The sequence below is a fragment of the Tritonibacter litoralis genome (assembly GCF_009496005.1).
Lineage (GTDB): Bacteria > Pseudomonadota > Alphaproteobacteria > Rhodobacterales > Rhodobacteraceae > Epibacterium > Epibacterium litoralis.
Genome location: NZ_WIBF01000001.1, coordinates 774,581 through 792,845 on the forward strand (window position 1 = coordinate 774,581; position 18,265 = coordinate 792,845).

Genomic DNA, 18,265 nt, shown 5'->3' on the forward strand with positions numbered 1-18,265 from the left:
CTTTTCGTCCCATTCGGGGGCCCCGGTGAACCCCGCCCTGTGTCGTTATTCTGCGGCCATCGCGCCCATGCGGCCGGTTTTCTGTGCCTTGATGCGGTCTTCGATCTCTTCGCGGAAGTTCTTGATCAGACCCTGGATCGGCCAAGCCGCCGCATCGCCAAGCGCGCAAATGGTGTGGCCCTCGACTTGTTTGGTGACATCCCACAGCATGTCGATCTCTTCCAGTTCCGCCTCGCCCTTCACCAGACGATCCATCACGCGGTACATCCAACCGGTGCCTTCGCGGCATGGGGTGCACTGGCCACAGCTTTCGTGTTTGTAGAAATAGCTGAGGCGCGCGATGGCTTTGATGATGTCGGTCTGCTTGTCCATGACGATGACCGCAGCAGTGCCCAGGCCCGAGCCCAGTTCGCCGCGCAGGTAGTCGAAATCCATGATCGCATCGCGCATGTTCTCGCCGCGCACACACGGCACCGACGAGCCGCCGGGGATCACAGCAAGCAGGTTGTCCCAGCCGCCGCGGATTCCGCCGCAGTGTTTTTCGATCAGCTCCTCAAAGGAGATCGACATGGCCTCTTCAACAACACAAGGGTTGTTCACATGACCCGAGATCGCAAAGAGTTTGGTGCCCGCGTTGTTGGGACGGCCAAAGCCTGAGAACCATTCCGCGCCACGGCGCAGGATGGTGGGCACAACAGCGATGGATTCCACGTTGTTCACTGTGGTCGGGCAACCATACAGACCCGCACCCGCCGGGAACGGCGGCTTCATGCGCGGCATGCCTTTTTTACCTTCAAGGCTTTCGATCAGCGCTGTCTCTTCGCCGCAGATATAAGCGCCCGCCCCGTGGTGCAGGAAGACGTCAAAATCCCAGCCAGAGCCAGCTGCGTTTTTGCCCAGAAGACCGGCGTCATAGGCCTCATCAATGGCAGCCTGCAGCGCTTCGCGTTCGCGGATGTATTCGCCACGCAGGTAGATATAGCAGGTATGCGCGTTCATCGCGAAGGAGGCGATCAGCGCGCCTTCGATCAGCGTGTGCGGATCATGGCGCATGATCTCACGGTCTTTACAGGTGCCAGGTTCGGATTCATCCGCATTGATCACCAGATAGGCCGGGCGACCATCGCTTTCCTTGGGCATAAAGGACCATTTCAGACCGGTGGGGAAACCCGCACCACCACGCCCACGCAGACCGGAGTCCTTCATGGTCTGGATGATCCAATCGCGGCCCTTTTCGATCAGGCCAGCGGTGCCGTCCCAATGGCCACGGGACTGCGCGCCGTTGAGCGTGCGTTCGTGCATACCGTACAGGTTGGTAAAGATCCGGTCCTGGTCCTTCAGCATGTCTGCCTACCTTTGGTTCTTTCGTTCACTGGCCCTGACGCATGCGCCAGAGTTGAAAAATATTGACCACTGCATAGATCAATCCCGCAAGCGCTGCGAAATCAAAAAGCAAAGCGTAATTCCCCGGCAGCCCCAGCGCGGGGCCCACAAAGAGCGACAGGATCAGCCAGAGGCAAATGGTGGCCGCGATCACAATCGCGATGTGCCGTCCCTTTGCTGCGATGGCCTGTTCTGTGTCTTTGTCCAAGCTTTGATCGTCCTATGTCGTGGTGCCCTGCCCCATCGAGATGGGACACAGCGGTTTAGTCGTCGTAAATGCCGTCTTTCTTGGCCTTTTTAGCAAACTCGGTCTCTTCCCCGGCTGCCAGTTTTTTGGCCTGTTCAATCCAGCCGTCGCGTTCGATGCGGCCTTTGAATTTCAGGCGGCTGTCCACCCATGCGACCTCAGCGTCGGTCCAGGCGGCGACCTGATCAAAGTGGAAAAAGCCCAGTTCATTCAGGGTCTCTTCCAGCTTGGGGCCAACGCCTTTCAACAGCTTGAGATCATCTGCCTTGCCATCGCGCGCAGCCTTCAGCGTTTCGGGTTCTTTTTCAGCAACGGACGCCTCGGCCTTGGGTTCTGGCTTAGCGGCGGCCTTCTTGGCCTCTGCCGCTTGTTTCACCGCAGGTTTCGGCGCCTCTGGCGCTTTGGGTGTCGGGGCTGCCGCCGCGCGGCCAGCCACAACGCCGTCCTTGCCAACCCATGGGGTCAACAGGGGCACTTCGTCGCCCTGAATGCGTTTGACGCCGTCTTTGACATCCATCTGCAACTGCACCGACGCGTTATACTGCGTCTTGCCGCTGTCATATTCTGTGAGCGAGGTCAGGCCGGATTTCGGCTCGGCCGCGTAACGGCCGTTTTGCGGACCCGGTGCCACCAGCTTGCCTGCGGCCAGATCGTCCAGCATCTGAGCAAAGCCCTCGGCGGTCAGATCCTCGTAGTAGTCCTTGCCGATCTGGGCCATCGGTGCGTTGGTGCACGCGCCCAGGCATTCGACCTCTTCCCAGGTGAATTTGCCATCTTCCGACAGGGTATAGGGCTTGGGCGCGATCTTTTCCTTGCACACTGCGATCAGATCTTCGGCGCCGCAGATCATGCAGGAGGTGGTGCCGCAGATCTGCACATGCGCAACAGACCCCGTGGGCTGCAGTTGGAACATGAAATAGAAAGAGGCCACTTCCAGCACGCGGATATAGGCCATCCCCAGCATATCGGCGATATATTCGATGGCGGGTTTAGACACCCAGCCCTCTTGTTCCTGTGCGCGCCACAACAGCGGGATCACAGCCGAGGCCTGGCGACCTTCGGGGTATTTGGTGACCTGAGCCTCGGCCCAGGTTTGGTTGTCCGGGGTAAACGCAAAGCTTGCGGGTTGTTCAGAGTGCAGACGGCGCAGCATTAGCGGTCGATCTCCCCAAATACGATATCCATGGTGCCGATGATAGCTGCAACGTCGGCCAGCTGGTGACCTTTGGCAACGTGGTCCATCGCCTGCAGATGCGGGAAGCCCGGTGCGCGCAGTTTGGCGCGGTAGGGTTTGTTGGTGCCATCCGCCACCAGATAGACGCCGAACTCGCCCTTGGGCGCTTCAACGGCGGCGTAGACTTCGCCAGCGGGGACGTGGAACCCTTCGGTATAGAGCTTGAAGTGGTGGATCAGGCTCTCCATCGACGTCTTCATATCGCCACGTTTCGGCGGGGTCAGCTTACCACGGGCCAGCACGTCGCCGGTGGCCTCGCGCAGCTTGTGGATCGCCTGACGGATGATCGACAGGGATTGGCGCATCTCTTCCATACGGCAGAGGTAGCGGTCAAAACAGTCGCCGTTCTTGCCAACCGGGATCTGGAAATCAAACTCGTCATAGCATTCATAAGGCTGCGCACGACGCAGGTCCCATGGCAGGCCAGAGCCGCGCACCATCACGCCGGAGAAACCGTATTTCTGGATCTCATCCTCAGTGATCACGCCGATGTCGCAGTTACGCTGTTTGAAGATCCGGTTTTCGGTCAAGAGCCCGTCGATGTCATCGAGCACTTTGGGAAATTCAATCGCCCATTCCTCGATATCGTCGAGCAGCTCGTCCGGCAGATCCTGGTGGACACCACCAGGGCGGAAGTAGGCGGCGTGCAGACGCGCGCCACAGGCACGTTCGTAAAACACCATCAGCTTCTCACGCTCTTCGAAGCCCCACAGCGGCGGGGTCAGCGCGCCCACGTCCATCGCCTGGGTGGTCACGTTCAGAAGGTGGTTCAGGATACGGCCAATTTCCGAGTACAGCACCCGGATCAGCGAGCCACGGCGGGGCACTTCCACGCCGCACAGTTTCTCAATCGCCAGACACCATGCATGTTCCTGGTTCATCGGCGCCACATAGTCGAGGCGGTCGAAATACGGCAGGTTCTGCAGGTAGGTGCGGCTTTCCATCAGCTTTTCGGTGCCGCGGTGCAAGAGGCCAACGTGCGGGTCGCAGCGTTCCACGATTTCACCGTCCAGTTCCAGAACCAGACGCAAAACACCGTGCGCCGCAGGGTGTTGCGGGCCGAAGTTGATGTTAAAGTTACGGATTTTCTGTTCGCCGCTCAGGGCGTCCACGCTGCCGTCGTCAAACTTGGAGCCGTCCATCATTTCGCCTCCCCCTCTTTCTCGTCACCCGGAAGGATATATTCAGCACCTTCCCATGGGCTCATGAAATCAAATTGACGGTATTCCTGCACCAATTTCACCGGTTCATAGACGACGCGTTTCTGCGCCTCGTCATAGCGGACCTCGGTGTAACCGGTGGTTGGGAAATCCTTGCGCAGCGGGTGGCCGCGGAAGCCATAGTCGGTCAACAGACGACGCAGGTCCGGGTGGCCGGTGAAGAGAATGCCGAACATGTCAAACACCTCACGCTCGAACCAATTGGCCGAGGGGTGGACGTTGACAATCGACGGGATCATCTCGTCTTCGCGCAAGGAAACACGCAGGCGGATGCGCTGGTTTTGGTACATCGACAGGAAGTGGTAGACCACGTCAAAGCGTTTGGCGCGTTCAGGGTAGTCCACAGCGGTGATGTCCACCAGGGTCGAGAATTTGCAGGCCGGATCGGACAGCAGAAACTCCACCAGGCCGACGATATTGGTCGGCTTGACGTTGATGTTCAGCTCATCATGGGTGACGTCCCAATCCAGCACACAGTCAGACCGTTTGGCTTCGATCTGGGCGCCAAGCTCATTCAGTGCTTCAGTCATTTTGCTTACTCCACCAAAATCCGATCAACGCACCAAAGTGCCGGTGCGGCGGATCTTCCGCTGCAGCTGCATCAGACCATAAAGCAGCGCCTCAGCTGTCGGAGGGCAGCCTGGCACATAGATATCAACGGGAACCACACGGTCGCAGCCACGTACAACCGAATAGGAATAGTGGTAATAGCCGCCGCCGTTTGCACAGGACCCCATCGAGATCACATAGCGCGGTTCGGGCATCTGGTCGTAAACCTTGCGCAGCGCTGGAGCCATTTTATTGGTCAGCGTGCCCGCAACGATCATCACATCAGACTGGCGCGGGGAGGCGCGGGGCGCGATGCCAAAGCGTTCACAGTCGTAACGCGGCATCGCCACATGCATCATCTCAACGGCGCAACAGGCCAGACCAAAGGTCATCCAGTGCAGGGACCCGGTGCGGGCCCAGTTGATGATGTCTTCGGAGGAGGTCAAAAGGAAGCCTTTGTCCTGCAACTCGCTGTTTAGGGCCTGGGTGACAACTTCTTTGTCGACGCCTGCGGTATTGGCTCCGGTCATCACTCCCATTCCAGGGCTCCCTTCTTCCACTCATAGGCAAAGCCGATGGTCAAAACGCCCAGGAACACCATCATGGACCAGAAACCGACATCGCTGATGTCCTTGAACCCCACGGCCCAGGGAAACAGAAACGCAATTTCGAGATCGAAGATAATAAACAGAATGGACACCAGATAAAATCGAACGTCGAATTTCATACGGGCGTCGTCGAATGCGTTGAAACCACATTCATATGCACTGACCTTTTCGGGATCTGGATTGCGAACAGCGAGCACAACCGCTGCTAGAATAAGAACAATTCCAAGCCCGACCGCAATGGCCAGAAACACGAGGATCGGGAGGTACTCCCGCAACATCTCTTCCACGAGTGGCTCCTTTCCGTGCACGCAGTTTCTTGCGCACCGTCAATTGGCGAGTTGACTTGGGCTGTGTCTACTCCCCTGCCACATGAGCGTCAACCAACGCATGGTTAATAGCTAACCGTTCCTTTAAAGGCGCGGCACAGATACACCGGTTTTGAAAATTCAGAGTGTTTCTATTGGGTTAAGAGCTGCGGGTCGTGAAATTTACCCACAAGGAAAAACAGGAAAATTTTCAATGCCTTAGGTCTGCCAGCTTGGGCGCTCCTTGGCAAAAAAAGCACGAATTCCTTCTGCTGCTTCGCCACCCTCCCAGCAGTCAATTAAAGCGTCAATTGTGCGCGACATCACCGTATCGTCATGCTTTACGCTCAGCTCACGGATCATTTTCTTGGCCGAAGCCACCGCTTGGGGCGCGCAATCCAGCAAAAGACTCACCTCTGCTTCGACTGCTGCGGACAAAGAGTCGCGTGAAACCGCATGGCTCAGCAAATTCATCCTAACCGCTTCGGGAGCCTCAAACTTTCGCGCAGACAAAATGACCCGGCGGGCCTGCGCCTCACCAAGTTTGGCAACGACATAGGGGCCAATGGTGGCCGGTATCAGCCCCAAACGCGTTTCTGTGAGCGCCATCAGCGCTGTCTCGGCCGCAATCGCGATGTCGCAGATGGCAACCAACCCGACACCTCCGCCAAACGCATTCCCAGGGATCGCGCCAATAACCGGCTTGGGTAAATCGTTCCACGCCCGCAACATTAATGCCAGGGCACGCGCCTCAGCGCGGCGGGTTTCGGCACTGCTTTCCACCTGAGATTGCATCCACCCCAAATCCGCACCTGCGCAAAAGCTTTTGCCCGCCCCGGTCAAGACCACGACGCGGACCTCTGCATCCGTGGCAAGATCCGCAGCCGCCTGGGACAGCTCGCGGATCATTTGCGCCGACATGGCGTTGTGTTTTTGCGGCCGGTTCAAGGTTACCGTGGCGACCCCGCGGGAGTCCCGTTCCATCAAGAGTGTTTCAAACATTCTAATCCCCTGCCCGCAGGCTTTTGGCCATGTCTGCAGCCTGCGCCAGCCGGTCTGGGTGAAGACCCGTTGCAAACCCCAAGCGATCCAGATGCGCATGCAACGCCTCGGTCGCCACATTGCCCGCAGCCCCCGGCGCATAGGGACAGCCGCCAAGGCCGCCCACCGCCGCGTCAAAGACCCGAACCCCCAAAGACAACGCGCAATCCACATTTTCCAGCGCGTGGCCGCCCGTGTCGTGGAAATGCCCGGCCAGACGGCTCACCGGCACATGTTCACGCACGGTCAGCAGCATCTTGGACACCGTGTCGGTGCGCCCCTTGCCGATGGTGTCCCCCAGAGAGATTTCATAACAACCCATGGCAAACAGCTGATCTGCCACCTTGGCCACCGCGCCCGGATCCACGGGGCCGTCATAGGGACAATCGGTAACACAAGAGACATAACCCCGCACCGGTAGATCGATGTGGCGGGCTTCTTCCAGGATCGGGCGGAAGCGATCCAAGCTCTCGGCAATTGTGGCGTTGACATTGGCCTTGGAAAACCCTTCCGAGGCGGAGGCAAAAACCGCGATCTCATCCGCGCGGGCAGCAAGGGCTGCGGCAAATCCCATCTGATTGGGTACCAAGGCACCATAGCGCACATCAGGCATCCGGGTGATCCCTGCCAGAACCTTATCGCTTTCGGCCATTTGCGGCACCCATTTCGGGGACACAAAGCTGCCCACCTCGATCCGCCGAAATCCCGCCTCGGACAGAAGGTTCACCAAGGCGATCTTGTCCATGGCTGAAATGGGCTTGGCCTCGTTCTGCAACCCATCCCGCGGTCCGACTTCAAAAATCTCCACCTGTTCCGACATCATCGCCTCCTATGCGCTTGGCTCTGTTGCGGCCAACTGGATCAGCCCCGCACCCACGGCGACCTGGTCGTTGACGTCAACCATCACATCTTCGACCACTCCGTCGCATCCTGCCAAGAGGGCATGTTCCATTTTCATCGCTTCGAGAATGGCCAAGCGCTCGCCGGACTGCACCTGTTGGCCGGGTTTTGCAAACAGCGCTTTGACAAGGCCGGGCATGGGAGCCGTGATCAAGCCATCGCCGGCGGGCCCATCCGATTGCCGGTCCAGCGGGTCACGCAAAAGAAAACTGGTGCCTGCTGGGCCAAAGACCTGAACCTGCCCAGCGCCCCGGTGGGTCCGCGGCAAGGGGGTGTTTTCTAACATCCAACGGCCAAACCGCTGGTGGACCTCTACCGTTTGATCCTTGCAACGCCAGCGTTGGTGGTCCGGTGCCAGCACTTCGACCCAAGTGTCGAGGACCGTGTCCTGGTGCATGATCTCGACGTGGCGTTCCAGCGGCGACCACAGGGTGAACCCCGCACGCTGGGACGGTTCGGTCAATCCCGCAGCGGATTGCACGGCGGCAATGATCTGCAGCAGAGAGGGTGCAGGCTCGTGCACCAGCTGCGCCCGGTCCCGGTCGATCAGGCCCGTATCCACCGCGCCCGCGGCGAATCCCGCGTGGCGACACAGGGCTGCGAGGAAATTCACATTGGTTGTCACTCCGGCAATCTCAGTCTCCTCCAGCGCGCGCTGCATCCGGCCAAGCGCCACCTCGCGGGTGGGGCCATGGACGGTGATCTTGGCAATCATCGGGTCATACCAGGGCGAGATCGCATCCCCTGCCCCGACGCCGCTGTCGATCCGCGCGCCTTTGGGAAAGCGCACATGCGTCAGATCCCCGGTGGCCGGCAAAAAGCCCGCAGCCGCATCTTCGGCATAAAGGCGCGCTTCAAACGCATGGCCGGTGAGGGTCAGATCTTCTTGTGTGGCAGGCAAAGGTTCCCCCGCCGCCACCCGCAGCTGCCAAGCCACCAGATCCACCCCTGTGATGGCTTCGGTTACTGGATGTTCCACTTGCAGACGTGTGTTCATTTCCATGAACCAGAACCGGTCCGGACGCAGCCCATCCGAGCCGTCGACGATAAACTCCACCGTTCCAGCCCCTTTGTAGCCGATGGCCTCGGCCGCGCGCACGGCGGCAGCGCCCATGGCGGCGCGCATCTCTGGGGTCATTCCCGGCGCTGGCGCCTCCTCGATCACCTTTTGATGGCGCCGCTGCAGCGAACAGTCGCGTTCAAAAAGATGCACCGCACGGGTGCCATCCCCAAAGACCTGAACCTCGATATGGCGGGGCTGCAGGATGAATTTCTCGATCAACACATCGCCATTGCCAAAGGCAGATTGCGCCTCTCGCTGGGCGCTGGCCAGGGCATCGGCAAAGCCCTCTGGCGCGTCCACCCGCCGCATGCCCTTGCCGCCACCGCCTGCAACGGCCTTGATCAGAACCGGGTAGCCGATTGAGGTGGCCTCAGCCGCCAGATGATCCGGATCCTGATTGGCCCCGTGATAGCCCGGCACGACAGCCACATCAGCGGCCTCCATCTCATGTTTGGCGGCGTCCTTCAGCCCCATTTTGCGGATCGCCGCGGCGGATGGCCCGATAAAGGCAAGCCCCGCCTGCTCCACCGCTTCGACAAACGCAGGGTTTTCAGACAGGAAGCCATAGCCCGGGTGGATGGCCTGCGCACCGCTGGCCCGCGCGGCCCCGATGAGACGCTCGCCCAGCAGATAACTGTCCGCTGGGGCCGCGCCACCGATGTGGATCGCCTCATCTGCCTTCTCCACATGACGCGCGTCCTTGTCCGCGTCTGAATAGACCGCCACGCAGGCAATACCCATGGATTGTGCCGTTTCCATGATGCGGCAGGCGATTTCGCCGCGATTGGCGATCAGGATTTTGTCAAACATGGACGACATTCCTTTTTGGTGACGACAGCACCGGGGGCCAGCCCCCGGGCCCCCGAAGTATTTTTAAAAAGATGAAAGCGGCGCGGGTCACATCCGAAAGACCCCAAAGCGCGTGTCTGGTATTGGCGCATTGAGCGCGGCGCGGAGAGATAGAGCGAGCACTTCCCGGCTTTTGCGCGGGTCGATGATGCCGTCATCCCAAAGCCGAGCTGAAGCGTAAAGCGGGTGGCTTTGATGTTCGAACATGTCGAGCGTGGGTTGTTTGAAAGCAGCTTCTTCCTCGGCGCTCCAGCTCTGTCCCGCTCGTTCGATCGCATCGCGTTTGACCGTAGCCAGAACCCCTGCAGCCTGGGCACCGCCCATGACAGAGATCCGTGAATTGGGCCAGCTCCACAGGAAACGCGGCGAATAGGCCCGCCCTGCCATGCCATAGTTGCCTGCCCCAAAGGAGCCGCCAATTAACAGCGTGATTTTGGGCACTGCAGTTGTCGCGACCGCTGTCACCAGCTTGGCTCCATGGCGGGCGATGCCTTCATTCTCATACTTTTGTCCCACCATAAAGCCGGTGATATTTTGCAAGAACACCAGCGGGATGCGGCGTTGCGCGCAGAGCTCGACAAAATGCGCGCCTTTTTGCGCAGCCTCCGAAAACAGCACGCCATTGTTGGCGAGGATGCCAACCGGGCAGCCATCGATATGGGCAAAGCCTGTGACCAGGGTTTCGCCAAAACGGGCTTTAAATTCATCAAAACGGGAGCCATCAACTAGCCGGGCAATGATCTCGCGCGCGTCATAGGGTGTACGCAGATCGGCTGGCAACACGCTCAGGATCTCCTGCGGGTCATAGGCGGGCAGCTCGGGCGTTTGCCACTCCACCGTTTGAGGTCGGGTCCGGTTCAAAGAGGCCACCGCCCGGCGGGCCAGAGCCAGCGCATGGGCGTCATCTTCAGCCAGGTAATCCGCGACACCCGACAAGCGTGTATGAACATCGCCGCCGCCCAGATCCTCGGCTGAGACGACCTCGCCTGTAGCGGCCTTGACCAGCGGCGGGCCCGCCAGGAAGATCGTGCCTTGCTCACGCACGATGATGGAGACATCCGCCATGGCCGGCACATAGGCGCCACCGGCGGTGCAGGACCCCATGACAACCGCGATCTGGGCGATGCCCTTGGCGCTCATCTGGGCCTGATTGTAGAAAATCCGCCCAAAGTGATCCCGGTCGGGAAAGACCTCATCCTGATTGGGCAGGTTAGCGCCGCCACTGTCGACCAGATAGATGCAAGGAAGGTGGTTTTCCTCTGCAATTTCCTGGGCGCGCAGGTGTTTTTTGACCGTCATTGGGAAATAGGTGCCACCTTTGACCGTGGCATCATTGCAGACCACCATCACGTCCTGACCATGGATCTGCCCGATGCCTGCGATCACCCCGGCACAGGGCGCGGCCCCCTCATACATGTCATGGGACGCAGTTGCGCCAATCTCCAGAAACGGCGCGCCGGGATCCAAAAGCTCCGCCACCCGGTGACGCGGCAGCATTTTGCCGCGCGCCACATGGCGGGCGCGGGATTTTTCACCACCGCCCATCTGCGCGGCTTGCGCAACCTGGCGCACCGCGTCCAGCATCGCGAGGTGCGTCTCCCGATTGTCGCGACAATCTTGCGACGCCATCTGGATTTGCGATTGAAGCTTCATGCTTTGCCCTCCAGCTCAGCCATAACCCGTTGTTTCAATTCAGCCCGCAAGACCTTTCCTGTGACCGTCAGCGGCAGGTGCGTTATGAATTCCACCTCACGCGGATAGGAGTATTGCGCCAGTCGCGCTTTGGCGTAGTCCTGCAACTCACTCGCCGAGCTTGTAAAACCGGGTTTCAAAACCACAAAAGCTTTGACAATTTCGGTGCGCAGCGGATCGGGTTTGCCAACCACGCCCACGGCCTCGACCGCGGGATGTGTCATCAGACTGTCTTCGATTTCCGAGGGGCCAATCCGGTAGCCCCCCGATGTGATGACATCATCCTGCCGTCCCAGGAATTGAACAAAGCCGTCCTTCATCACCGCGCGGTCGCCGGTCACCAGCCATGGACCTCGGAACTTTTCCGCCGTCTCCTGCGGCCTGCGCCAATAGTTCAGCATCATGGAGGGTGATCCGCGGTGGATCGCCACGTCACCTTCTGCCGCTGTGGGGTGCCCCTCCGGGTCAATCACTGCAACCTGATGCCCCGGAACCGCCCGACCAATACAGCCCGGACGCGGGGCGAAATCTGCCTGACAGGCGCTGACCACCATGTTGCATTCGGTCTGGCCATAGAACTCGTTGATTGTAAGCCCAATCTCCGACCGGCCCCAAGCGAGCATCTCTGCGCCCAAGGGCTCTCCGCCGCTGGCAATTGAACGCAACCGTCGAAACCCTTGCATGCTTTGGGGTGGGGCGGATTTGAGCATCCTCAGCGCGGTAGGTGGAAAAAACACATTGCGCACCTGACCACGTGTCAGCACATCCTGACAGGCCTCTGCCGTGAACTTCTCCAGACGTGCGGCCACAACGGGCACGCCCAAGGCCAGCCCCGGCATCAACACATCAAACAAGCCGCCGATCCAGGCCCAATCCGCCGGGGTCCATAGACAATCACCCTCCTGCCCCAGATGATCATGGCTGAGCCACACGCCCGGCAAATGCCCAGTCAACAAACAGTGCCCGTGCAGCGCCCCTTTGGGAGACCCGGTGGTGCCCGAGGTATAAATCAAAATGGCTGGTGTCTCCGGCGTTGTGGCCGCAAATTCCAAGGCCTCACCCGGCAATCCAACCTGGGCCACATCCACGGCCTCAGCCAGATCACCAACCTGAAGGATACCTGCTGCATCCGTCAGGACCAGGCCGAGATCGGCATCCCTCATCCGGCTTGCCAATGCGTCGTGACCAAACAGTTTGAACAGCGGCACCGAAATCAGCCCGATTTTCCAGGCGGCCAGATGTGCGGCCGCACACCAGGGGGTCTGGCTCAACAAAACACCGACGCGATCTCCTGGCGACAACCGGGTCAAGAGATAGCGTGCCACATCATCCACCATGGCGTTCAATTCGCCAAAACTCACAGTGCGCGCTGCAGCCTCGGCCTCTGTCACATCCACAATCGCTGTTTTGGATGCGGGATGGGACAATGCCTGTTCCGCCATGTTCAGAACATCCGGCAGATCCCAAGCCCCCGTATGGGTCATTCCAGGTATTTTATGCGGTTCACACATGGCCACACCTGAAATTCATACATCTTCGGATCATGTTTTTCTTTTTATTTTCAAACAGAAGGAGTGATTTTACTTGATCTAAATCAGAGCAGCGCCGCGCGGTTCGATCAATTTTACGCTCATCAAAAGAACAAGAGGGATTAGACCCATGACTCGTATGATGACCGCGCTTTGCCTTGGTGTTGCAAGCCTGGCCCTCGCTGCCCCCGCCTTTGCCCAATCCAAAGGGGACTGGACCCTTGGTGTCGGTGTCGTCAATGTGAACCCGAAATCCGATAACGGCACGCTGGCGGGCGCTGCGGCGGATATCGATGATGCCACTGCGCTTCAGTTCACTGCGGAATATTTTGTGGCTGACAATATCGGTATCGAATTGCTGGCCGCCTCGCCGTTTGAGCATGACGTGAACCTTGCGGGCATCGGCTTTGCGGGCTCTGTCAAACAGCTGCCGCCCACCCTGTCGGTGAAATACCACTTCCCGACTCAGTCGAACTTCAAACCCTTTGTGGGTCTTGGCATCAACTACACTACCTTCTTTGAAGAAGAATCCCCGCTGGGCACGCTGGAGCTGGACGATAGCTTTGGTCTGGCGGCAACCGTGGGTGCGGAATGGCTGGTTGGCGACAGCGCGGCGGTGCGTCTTGACGTGCGCTACATCAAGATCGACTCTGATGTCAGCCTGAACGGCGCCAACATCGGCAAAGCCGAGATCGACCCTGTCACTGTGGGTCTGGCCTACGTGCACCGGTTCTGATCCGGAATTGAATGTGATTTTATGCGGGCGCGCCGTTTGGCGGGCCCGCTTTGCGTTTCGGCTCATTGCTTGGCCATCAATTCGCGACCGATCAACATGCGGCGGATTTCACTGGTGCCCGCGCCAATCTCCATCAGCTTGGCGTCGCGGAACAATCGGCCCACGGGATTGTCGTTCAGATACCCCGCCCCGCCCAAGGCCTGCACCGCCTGATGGGCCTGTGTCATCGCCACCTCAGACGCATAAAGACAACAGGCGGCCGCATCCTGACGGGTAACAGTTCCCGCATCACAGGCTTTGGCCACCTCGTAAGTATAAGCCCGCGCGGTGTTCAGTGCAGTGTACATGTCGGCGATCTTGGCCTGCATCAGTTGGAAGTTACCAATAGGCTCGCCAAACTGTTTGCGTTCTTTTACATAGGGCATCACCTCATCCAAGCAGGCGGCCATAATGCCGGTGCCGATGCCCGCCAGCACCACCCGTTCATAATCCAAGCCAGACATCAAAACGGCGACGCCGCGCCCTTCTTCGCCCAGAACGTTTTCAAAAGGCACATCTACATTGTCAAAAATCAGCTCAGCTGTGTTGGATCCGCGCATCCCGAGCTTGTCGAAATGCGGAGACGTCGAGAAGCCCGCCATGGATTTTTCGACGATAAAGGCGGTGATACCCCGTTTCCCGGCCTCTGGATCGGTCTTGGCATATACCACCAGCGTGTCCGCATCAGGCCCGTTGGTGATCCAGTATTTATTCCCATTCAGCACGTATCGATCGTTTTGCTTTTCCGCACGCAAGCTCATGGAGACCACATCAGAGCCTGCGCCGGCCTCGGACATGGCCAGGGCGCCCACCTGCGTGCCTGCGCAAAGACCTGGCAGGTATTTCGCTTTCTGCGCCGGGCTGCCATTCAGTTTGATCTGATTGACGCAAAGGTTCGAATGCGCGCCATAAGAGAGCGAGACCGAGGCGCTGGCGCGGGCCAGTTCTTCGACCACCACCACATGCGCCAGATAGCTCATGGCCGCGCCGCCATACTCTTCCGGGACGGTGACCCCCAAAAGGCCAAGCTCTCCCATCTCTCCCCAAAGCGCATTGGGAAAGGCGTTTTCCCGGTCAATGTCTTGCGCGGCCGGTTTGACCCGCTCCTGCGCCCAGCGATGCACAACGTCGCGCAGCGCATTGACGTCTTCTCCCAGATCAAATCGCATGCTTGCGGTAAACAATGGCTTCTCCTCCAGATCCAGTGACACACCGCCGCCTTTAATGAACGACTGTTCATTTATTTCCGAGAAGCGGCCCAACGGTCAAGCCTCTTGGCCCTGCGGAACGTAGGGTCACTTTAACTGAGGTCAGAAGTTGCGAGATCAGAAAGCCGGGGGCTCCCGCGCGTCAGAGCTGCATGAAACATGCAACACCTCCCCTTGGGCCGGGCAGGCCGCGCCAAAGGCGCGGCCTGCCCCACCGCGATGCGCAACGCGCAGCGCAAAACCTGAGCGGGACACCGTCCCGCACCGTTTCACACCCGCCCGAATAAACGCTATCAGCCGGTTTGGTACACAGCACTGACCTCCGCCCGAAGGATCCGGGCAATCACCGCGCAGTCTTCCAGGTCAAAGGTCAAAGGCACCCGCATATCGATAATGCCACGCAGGATCCGGTCACTTTGCGGCAGGCTTGGTACATCCGCATATCGCCAACTGTCATAGCGAGAGGTAAAGGCCGTCGGCTCTGGCACACCAAACCATTTCAACTCGACCCCCCGCGCGCCGCAGCGAGACAACACGTCTTGAACCGCCTCTTCACTCCAGTCCAGCAACAGAAACTGAATGGAGGACCCCACATAGAGCTCCGCTTCGGGGCGCTCCACAACCGTGAGGCCTGGCACGTCCCGCAAACCTTCCTCGATCACCCGGTAGCGCGCGTTCCAGCGCTCGACCTGCTGGTCCAGCTGCCGCAGTTGCGGCCGCAAAACAGCTGCGCGTAGGTTGTCCATCCGTCCGGACACATTGGGGGTTTCATACTTCACCCGCTCAAACACCTCTGGGCTTGGAGCAGCCAGATGCCGTTCAAACAGCATATAGGATCCGGACAGCATCACCATACGGGCCGCAAGCTCTTCGTCATCGGTGACGATCAGCCCGCCTTCACCCGAATTTACATGTTTGTAGGTCTGGCAGCTGTAACAGCCAATCGCACCCTGCCGACCGGACAGAACACCATTCCAGCGCGCGCCCATGGTATGGGCGCAATCCTCAATCACGACCACCCCCGCCGCGTCACAAAGACACATCAGGCGATCCATGTCACACAGATGTCCCCGCATATGGGACAGCATCAACACCTTGGCCTGGGCAAGCTTTGCCTCCAGATCATCCAGATCAATGGTCAGCGCCTCATTCACCTCGACATAGACCGGCTCTGCCCCGATGGAGGCGATGGCCCCCGGCACCGGTGCCAGGGTAAAGGCATTGGTTAGAACCTTGTCGCCCGGTTTTACCCCAACGGCCCGCAAGGCTGTCGCCAGCGCATATCCACCTGACGCCACCGCCAACGCATATTTCGCGCCCATCTGGGCGGCAAATTCCTGCTCCAGCAGCGCGGCCTCGCCCAATTCACCCTCGGCCACGTTATAGCGGTGCAGCCGTCCGCTGCGCATGACGGCGACGGCGGCCTCAATCGCTTCCTCCGGGATCGGTTCCTGCTGGGTGAAATTGCCGGTAAAACGCTCGCTCATGTCACACCTTCCGCTTAAATTGCCAGATGCGCAGCCATGACCTGATCCACACGGTCCGGCAGCTCATCGAAATGGGAAATCAGGCCTTCGGGCTTCAGCGCCGCCATATCCGCACCTGACGGACCAAACCCAACCAGGATCGAGGGCACCCCTGCATTGGCCGAAGTATTGCGATCTGTGTCGCTGTCTCCGATCAGAACCGTCTGTGCGGGATCGCCGCCCAGACGACGGACCGCTTCGACCAGGGGCGCGGGATCCGGTTTGCGCACCGGCAACGTATCTGCGCCCACAAGCGCGCCAAACACTTCGCGTACGCCCAAAGACTGCATCAGCTGTTCCGCCAGCGCTTCTGGTTTGTTTGTGCAAATGCCAATGCCATAACCGCGTGTCTTCAGTTCCTCGATTGCGGATAAAACGCCGGGATACAGCACCGTGTGTGTGTCAATCGCGCTGCGATACGCGTCCAGAAGGACCGGGTAAAACTCATCCACCACAGCGTCGGAAAAAGCCCCAACCCGTTCAAGTCCAACAGTCAGCATCCGCCGTCCACCGCGCAGGGCGACCCCTGCGTCGCCTGGATGCACCAGCACATCGCCATGGCCCATCTGGCGAAAACACGCATTGGCCGCCGCCAAAAGATCACCGGATGTATCCGCCAGCGTGCCGTCCAGATCAAAAATCACTGTTCGCATTTCTGTCCCTTTCGGCGTATTTCCGCCATATGATGTTGCAGGACGCAACCTTGTTTGATGGCGCAAACGCTTGCGCCCTGTCCTCCAGCGGATAAAACGGTCGAAACCAAAACACAAAGAGAAATCGCGCATGAGCACCGCCCTTATCATCCTTGCCGCAGGCAAAGGCACCCGGATGAACTCTGATCTGCCAAAAGTGCTGCACCCGATTGCGCAGGCGTCGATGCTGGAACATGCCATGACCGCAGGTCAGGCGCTGGCGCCCGAACGGACCGTTGTGGTCGCCGGACATGGCGCCGATCTGGTCAAAGCCGCCGTTGCCGAGATTGACGAGGTGGCGCAGGTGGTCCTGCAGGAAGAACAGCTGGGCACCGGCCATGCGGTCCTGCAGGCGCGCGATGCGCTGGCGGGATTTGGCGGCGATGCGGTTGTGCTTTATGGCGACACGCCGTTTGTTTCTGCCGAGACCATTGAGCGTATGGTCGAGGCCCGCAACCGCGCCGATCTGGTGATCCTGGGGTTTGAGGCCGCCGACCCCGCCCGATATGGCCGGTTGGTGATGGCAGGCGACAGTCTGGAAAAGATCGTCGAATTCAAGGATGCATCAGACGAAGAACGCGCCATAACCTTTTGCAACTCGGGCCTTATGGCCTGCGACGCGCAGCAGATGTTTGCGCTGTTGGATCAGGTTGGCAACGACAATGCAGCTGGTGAGTTTTACCTGACCGACCTGGTTGAGATCGCCCGCAGTGCCGGCCTGACCGTGACCGCCGTGGCCTGCGATGAGGCCGAGACCTTGGGCATCAATTCGCGCGCCGATCTGGCCAAAGCCGACGCGGTGTTTCAGGCCCGCGCTCGGGCAGAGCTGTTGGATATGGGCGTCACCCTGATGGCCCCTGACACCGTCTATCTGTCACTGGATACCGTTATTGGTCGCGACACGGTGATTGAACCCAATGTTGTCTTTGGCCCCGGCGTGACCGTGGAAAGCGGCGCGTTGATCCGGGCGTTTTCCCATCTGGAAGGCTGCCACGTGAGCCGGGGTGCCAAAGTTGGCCCCTATGCCCGCCTGCGCCCTGGCGCGGAACTGGCCGAAGACACGCATATCGGTAACTTTGTCGAGATCAAGAATGCCGAGATCGCCGAAGGGGCCAAGGTCAATCACCTGAGCTATATCGGTGATGCCTCGGTTGGGAAGAAAACCAATATCGGTGCGGGCACGATCACCTGCAACTATGATGGGTTCATGAAGCATCGCACCGAGATTGGCGCGGGTGCCTTTATCGGGTCAAACACCATGCTGGTGGCACCGGTCAAAATTGGAAATGAGGCCATGACCGCAACAGGTGCGGTGGTGACCAAAGATGTGGATGACGGCGATTTGGCCATTGGCCGCGCCCCGCAGGAAAACAAGCCCGGCCGGGCGCGTAAGCTGATGGACATGCTGCGCGCGAAAAAGGCCCGGATCACCAACAAGAGCTAA

At 59.4% G+C, this 18,265-nt stretch carries 17 protein-coding genes; 2 read left to right on the forward strand and 15 right to left on the reverse strand.

The genetic code is table 11. The annotated features are described in order from the left end of the window. Positions 1 to 45 precede the first annotated feature (45 nt). From nuoF to GFB49_RS03835, 12 genes are all read right to left on the reverse strand, one after another. Positions 46 to 1,344 (reverse strand): NADH-quinone oxidoreductase subunit NuoF, encoded by a 1,299-nt coding sequence (gene nuoF / locus GFB49_RS03780; RefSeq protein ID WP_153214433.1) that lies wholly within the window; start codon positions 1,342 to 1,344, stop codon positions 46 to 48. A gap of 25 nt (positions 1,345 to 1,369) precedes the next feature. Next, positions 1,370 to 1,591, reverse strand: coding sequence for a DUF5337 domain-containing protein (locus GFB49_RS03785; RefSeq protein ID WP_153214434.1), 222 nt, complete (start codon positions 1,589 to 1,591; stop codon positions 1,370 to 1,372). 55 nt (positions 1,592 to 1,646) lie between these two features. Continuing rightward, positions 1,647 to 2,783, reverse strand: a complete 1,137-nt coding sequence (gene nuoE / locus GFB49_RS03790) for an NADH-quinone oxidoreductase subunit NuoE (protein ID WP_153214435.1) — start codon at positions 2,781 to 2,783, stop codon at positions 1,647 to 1,649. Continuing rightward, a complete protein-coding gene (locus tag GFB49_RS03795) occupies positions 2,783 to 4,006 on the reverse strand; it encodes an NADH-quinone oxidoreductase subunit D (protein ID WP_194269257.1) in 1,224 nt (407 codons plus the stop codon). The genes nuoE and GFB49_RS03795 overlap by 1 nt, the downstream gene beginning before the upstream one ends. Continuing rightward, positions 4,006 to 4,614, reverse strand: a complete 609-nt coding sequence (locus GFB49_RS03800; RefSeq protein ID WP_153214437.1) for an NADH-quinone oxidoreductase subunit C — start codon at positions 4,612 to 4,614, stop codon at positions 4,006 to 4,008. The genes GFB49_RS03795 and GFB49_RS03800 overlap by 1 nt, the downstream gene beginning before the upstream one ends. 24 nt (positions 4,615 to 4,638) lie before the next feature. Then, positions 4,639 to 5,172 (reverse strand): NuoB/complex I 20 kDa subunit family protein, encoded by a 534-nt coding sequence (locus GFB49_RS03805; RefSeq protein WP_153214438.1) that lies wholly within the window; start codon positions 5,170 to 5,172, stop codon positions 4,639 to 4,641. Beyond that, positions 5,163 to 5,528 (reverse strand): NADH-quinone oxidoreductase subunit A, encoded by a 366-nt coding sequence (locus GFB49_RS03810; RefSeq protein ID WP_215267483.1) that lies wholly within the window; start codon positions 5,526 to 5,528, stop codon positions 5,163 to 5,165. Before GFB49_RS03810 ends, GFB49_RS03805 begins: the two co-directional genes overlap by 10 nt. 237 nt (positions 5,529 to 5,765) lie before the next feature. Further along, positions 5,766 to 6,548, reverse strand: coding sequence for a crotonase/enoyl-CoA hydratase family protein (locus GFB49_RS03815; RefSeq protein WP_153214439.1), 783 nt, complete (start codon positions 6,546 to 6,548; stop codon positions 5,766 to 5,768). Between the two features lies 1 nt (position 6,549). Then, positions 6,550 to 7,407, reverse strand: a complete 858-nt coding sequence (locus GFB49_RS03820) for a hydroxymethylglutaryl-CoA lyase (protein ID WP_153214440.1) — start codon at positions 7,405 to 7,407, stop codon at positions 6,550 to 6,552. Between the two features lie 9 nt (positions 7,408 to 7,416). Beyond that, the gene (locus GFB49_RS03825) at positions 7,417 to 9,360 is read right to left on the reverse strand and encodes an acetyl/propionyl/methylcrotonyl-CoA carboxylase subunit alpha (RefSeq protein ID WP_153214441.1); all 1,944 of its coding nucleotides are present in this window, start codon (positions 9,358 to 9,360) and stop codon (positions 7,417 to 7,419) included. An 87-nt stretch (positions 9,361 to 9,447) separates the two neighbouring features. Continuing rightward, entirely contained in the window at positions 9,448 to 11,052 is a 1,605-nt protein-coding gene (locus tag GFB49_RS03830; RefSeq protein ID WP_153214442.1) for a carboxyl transferase domain-containing protein, read from the reverse strand. Beyond that, on the reverse strand, positions 11,049 to 12,575 hold the full coding sequence (locus GFB49_RS03835) for an AMP-binding protein (RefSeq protein WP_246149583.1): 1,527 nt from the start codon (positions 12,573 to 12,575) through the stop codon (positions 11,049 to 11,051). Before GFB49_RS03835 ends, GFB49_RS03830 begins: the two co-directional genes overlap by 4 nt. A 175-nt stretch (positions 12,576 to 12,750) precedes the next feature. On the opposite strand from GFB49_RS03835, the gene GFB49_RS03840 reads away from it, so the two are divergent. Beyond that, on the forward strand, positions 12,751 to 13,356 hold the full coding sequence (locus tag GFB49_RS03840; protein ID WP_153214444.1) for an OmpW/AlkL family protein: 606 nt from the start codon (positions 12,751 to 12,753) through the stop codon (positions 13,354 to 13,356). A gap of 62 nt (positions 13,357 to 13,418) precedes the next feature. On the opposite strand, the gene GFB49_RS03845 is transcribed toward GFB49_RS03840, so the two are convergent. From GFB49_RS03845 to GFB49_RS03855, 3 genes are all read right to left on the reverse strand, one after another. Then, a complete protein-coding gene (locus GFB49_RS03845) occupies positions 13,419 to 14,579 on the reverse strand; it encodes an isovaleryl-CoA dehydrogenase (protein ID WP_153214570.1) in 1,161 nt (386 codons plus the stop codon). A gap of 317 nt (positions 14,580 to 14,896) precedes the next feature. Next, entirely contained in the window at positions 14,897 to 16,090 is a 1,194-nt protein-coding gene (locus GFB49_RS03850) for a DegT/DnrJ/EryC1/StrS family aminotransferase (RefSeq protein WP_153214445.1), read from the reverse strand. 14 nt (positions 16,091 to 16,104) lie between these two features. Beyond that, complete coding sequence (locus tag GFB49_RS03855; RefSeq protein WP_153214446.1) at positions 16,105 to 16,782, reverse strand: HAD-IA family hydrolase; 678 nt, start codon at positions 16,780 to 16,782, stop codon at positions 16,105 to 16,107. 130 nt (positions 16,783 to 16,912) lie between these two features. Between GFB49_RS03855 and glmU the strand changes: the two genes are divergently transcribed. Continuing rightward, complete coding sequence (glmU, locus tag GFB49_RS03860) at positions 16,913 to 18,265, forward strand: bifunctional UDP-N-acetylglucosamine diphosphorylase/glucosamine-1-phosphate N-acetyltransferase GlmU (RefSeq protein WP_153214447.1); 1,353 nt, start codon at positions 16,913 to 16,915, stop codon at positions 18,263 to 18,265.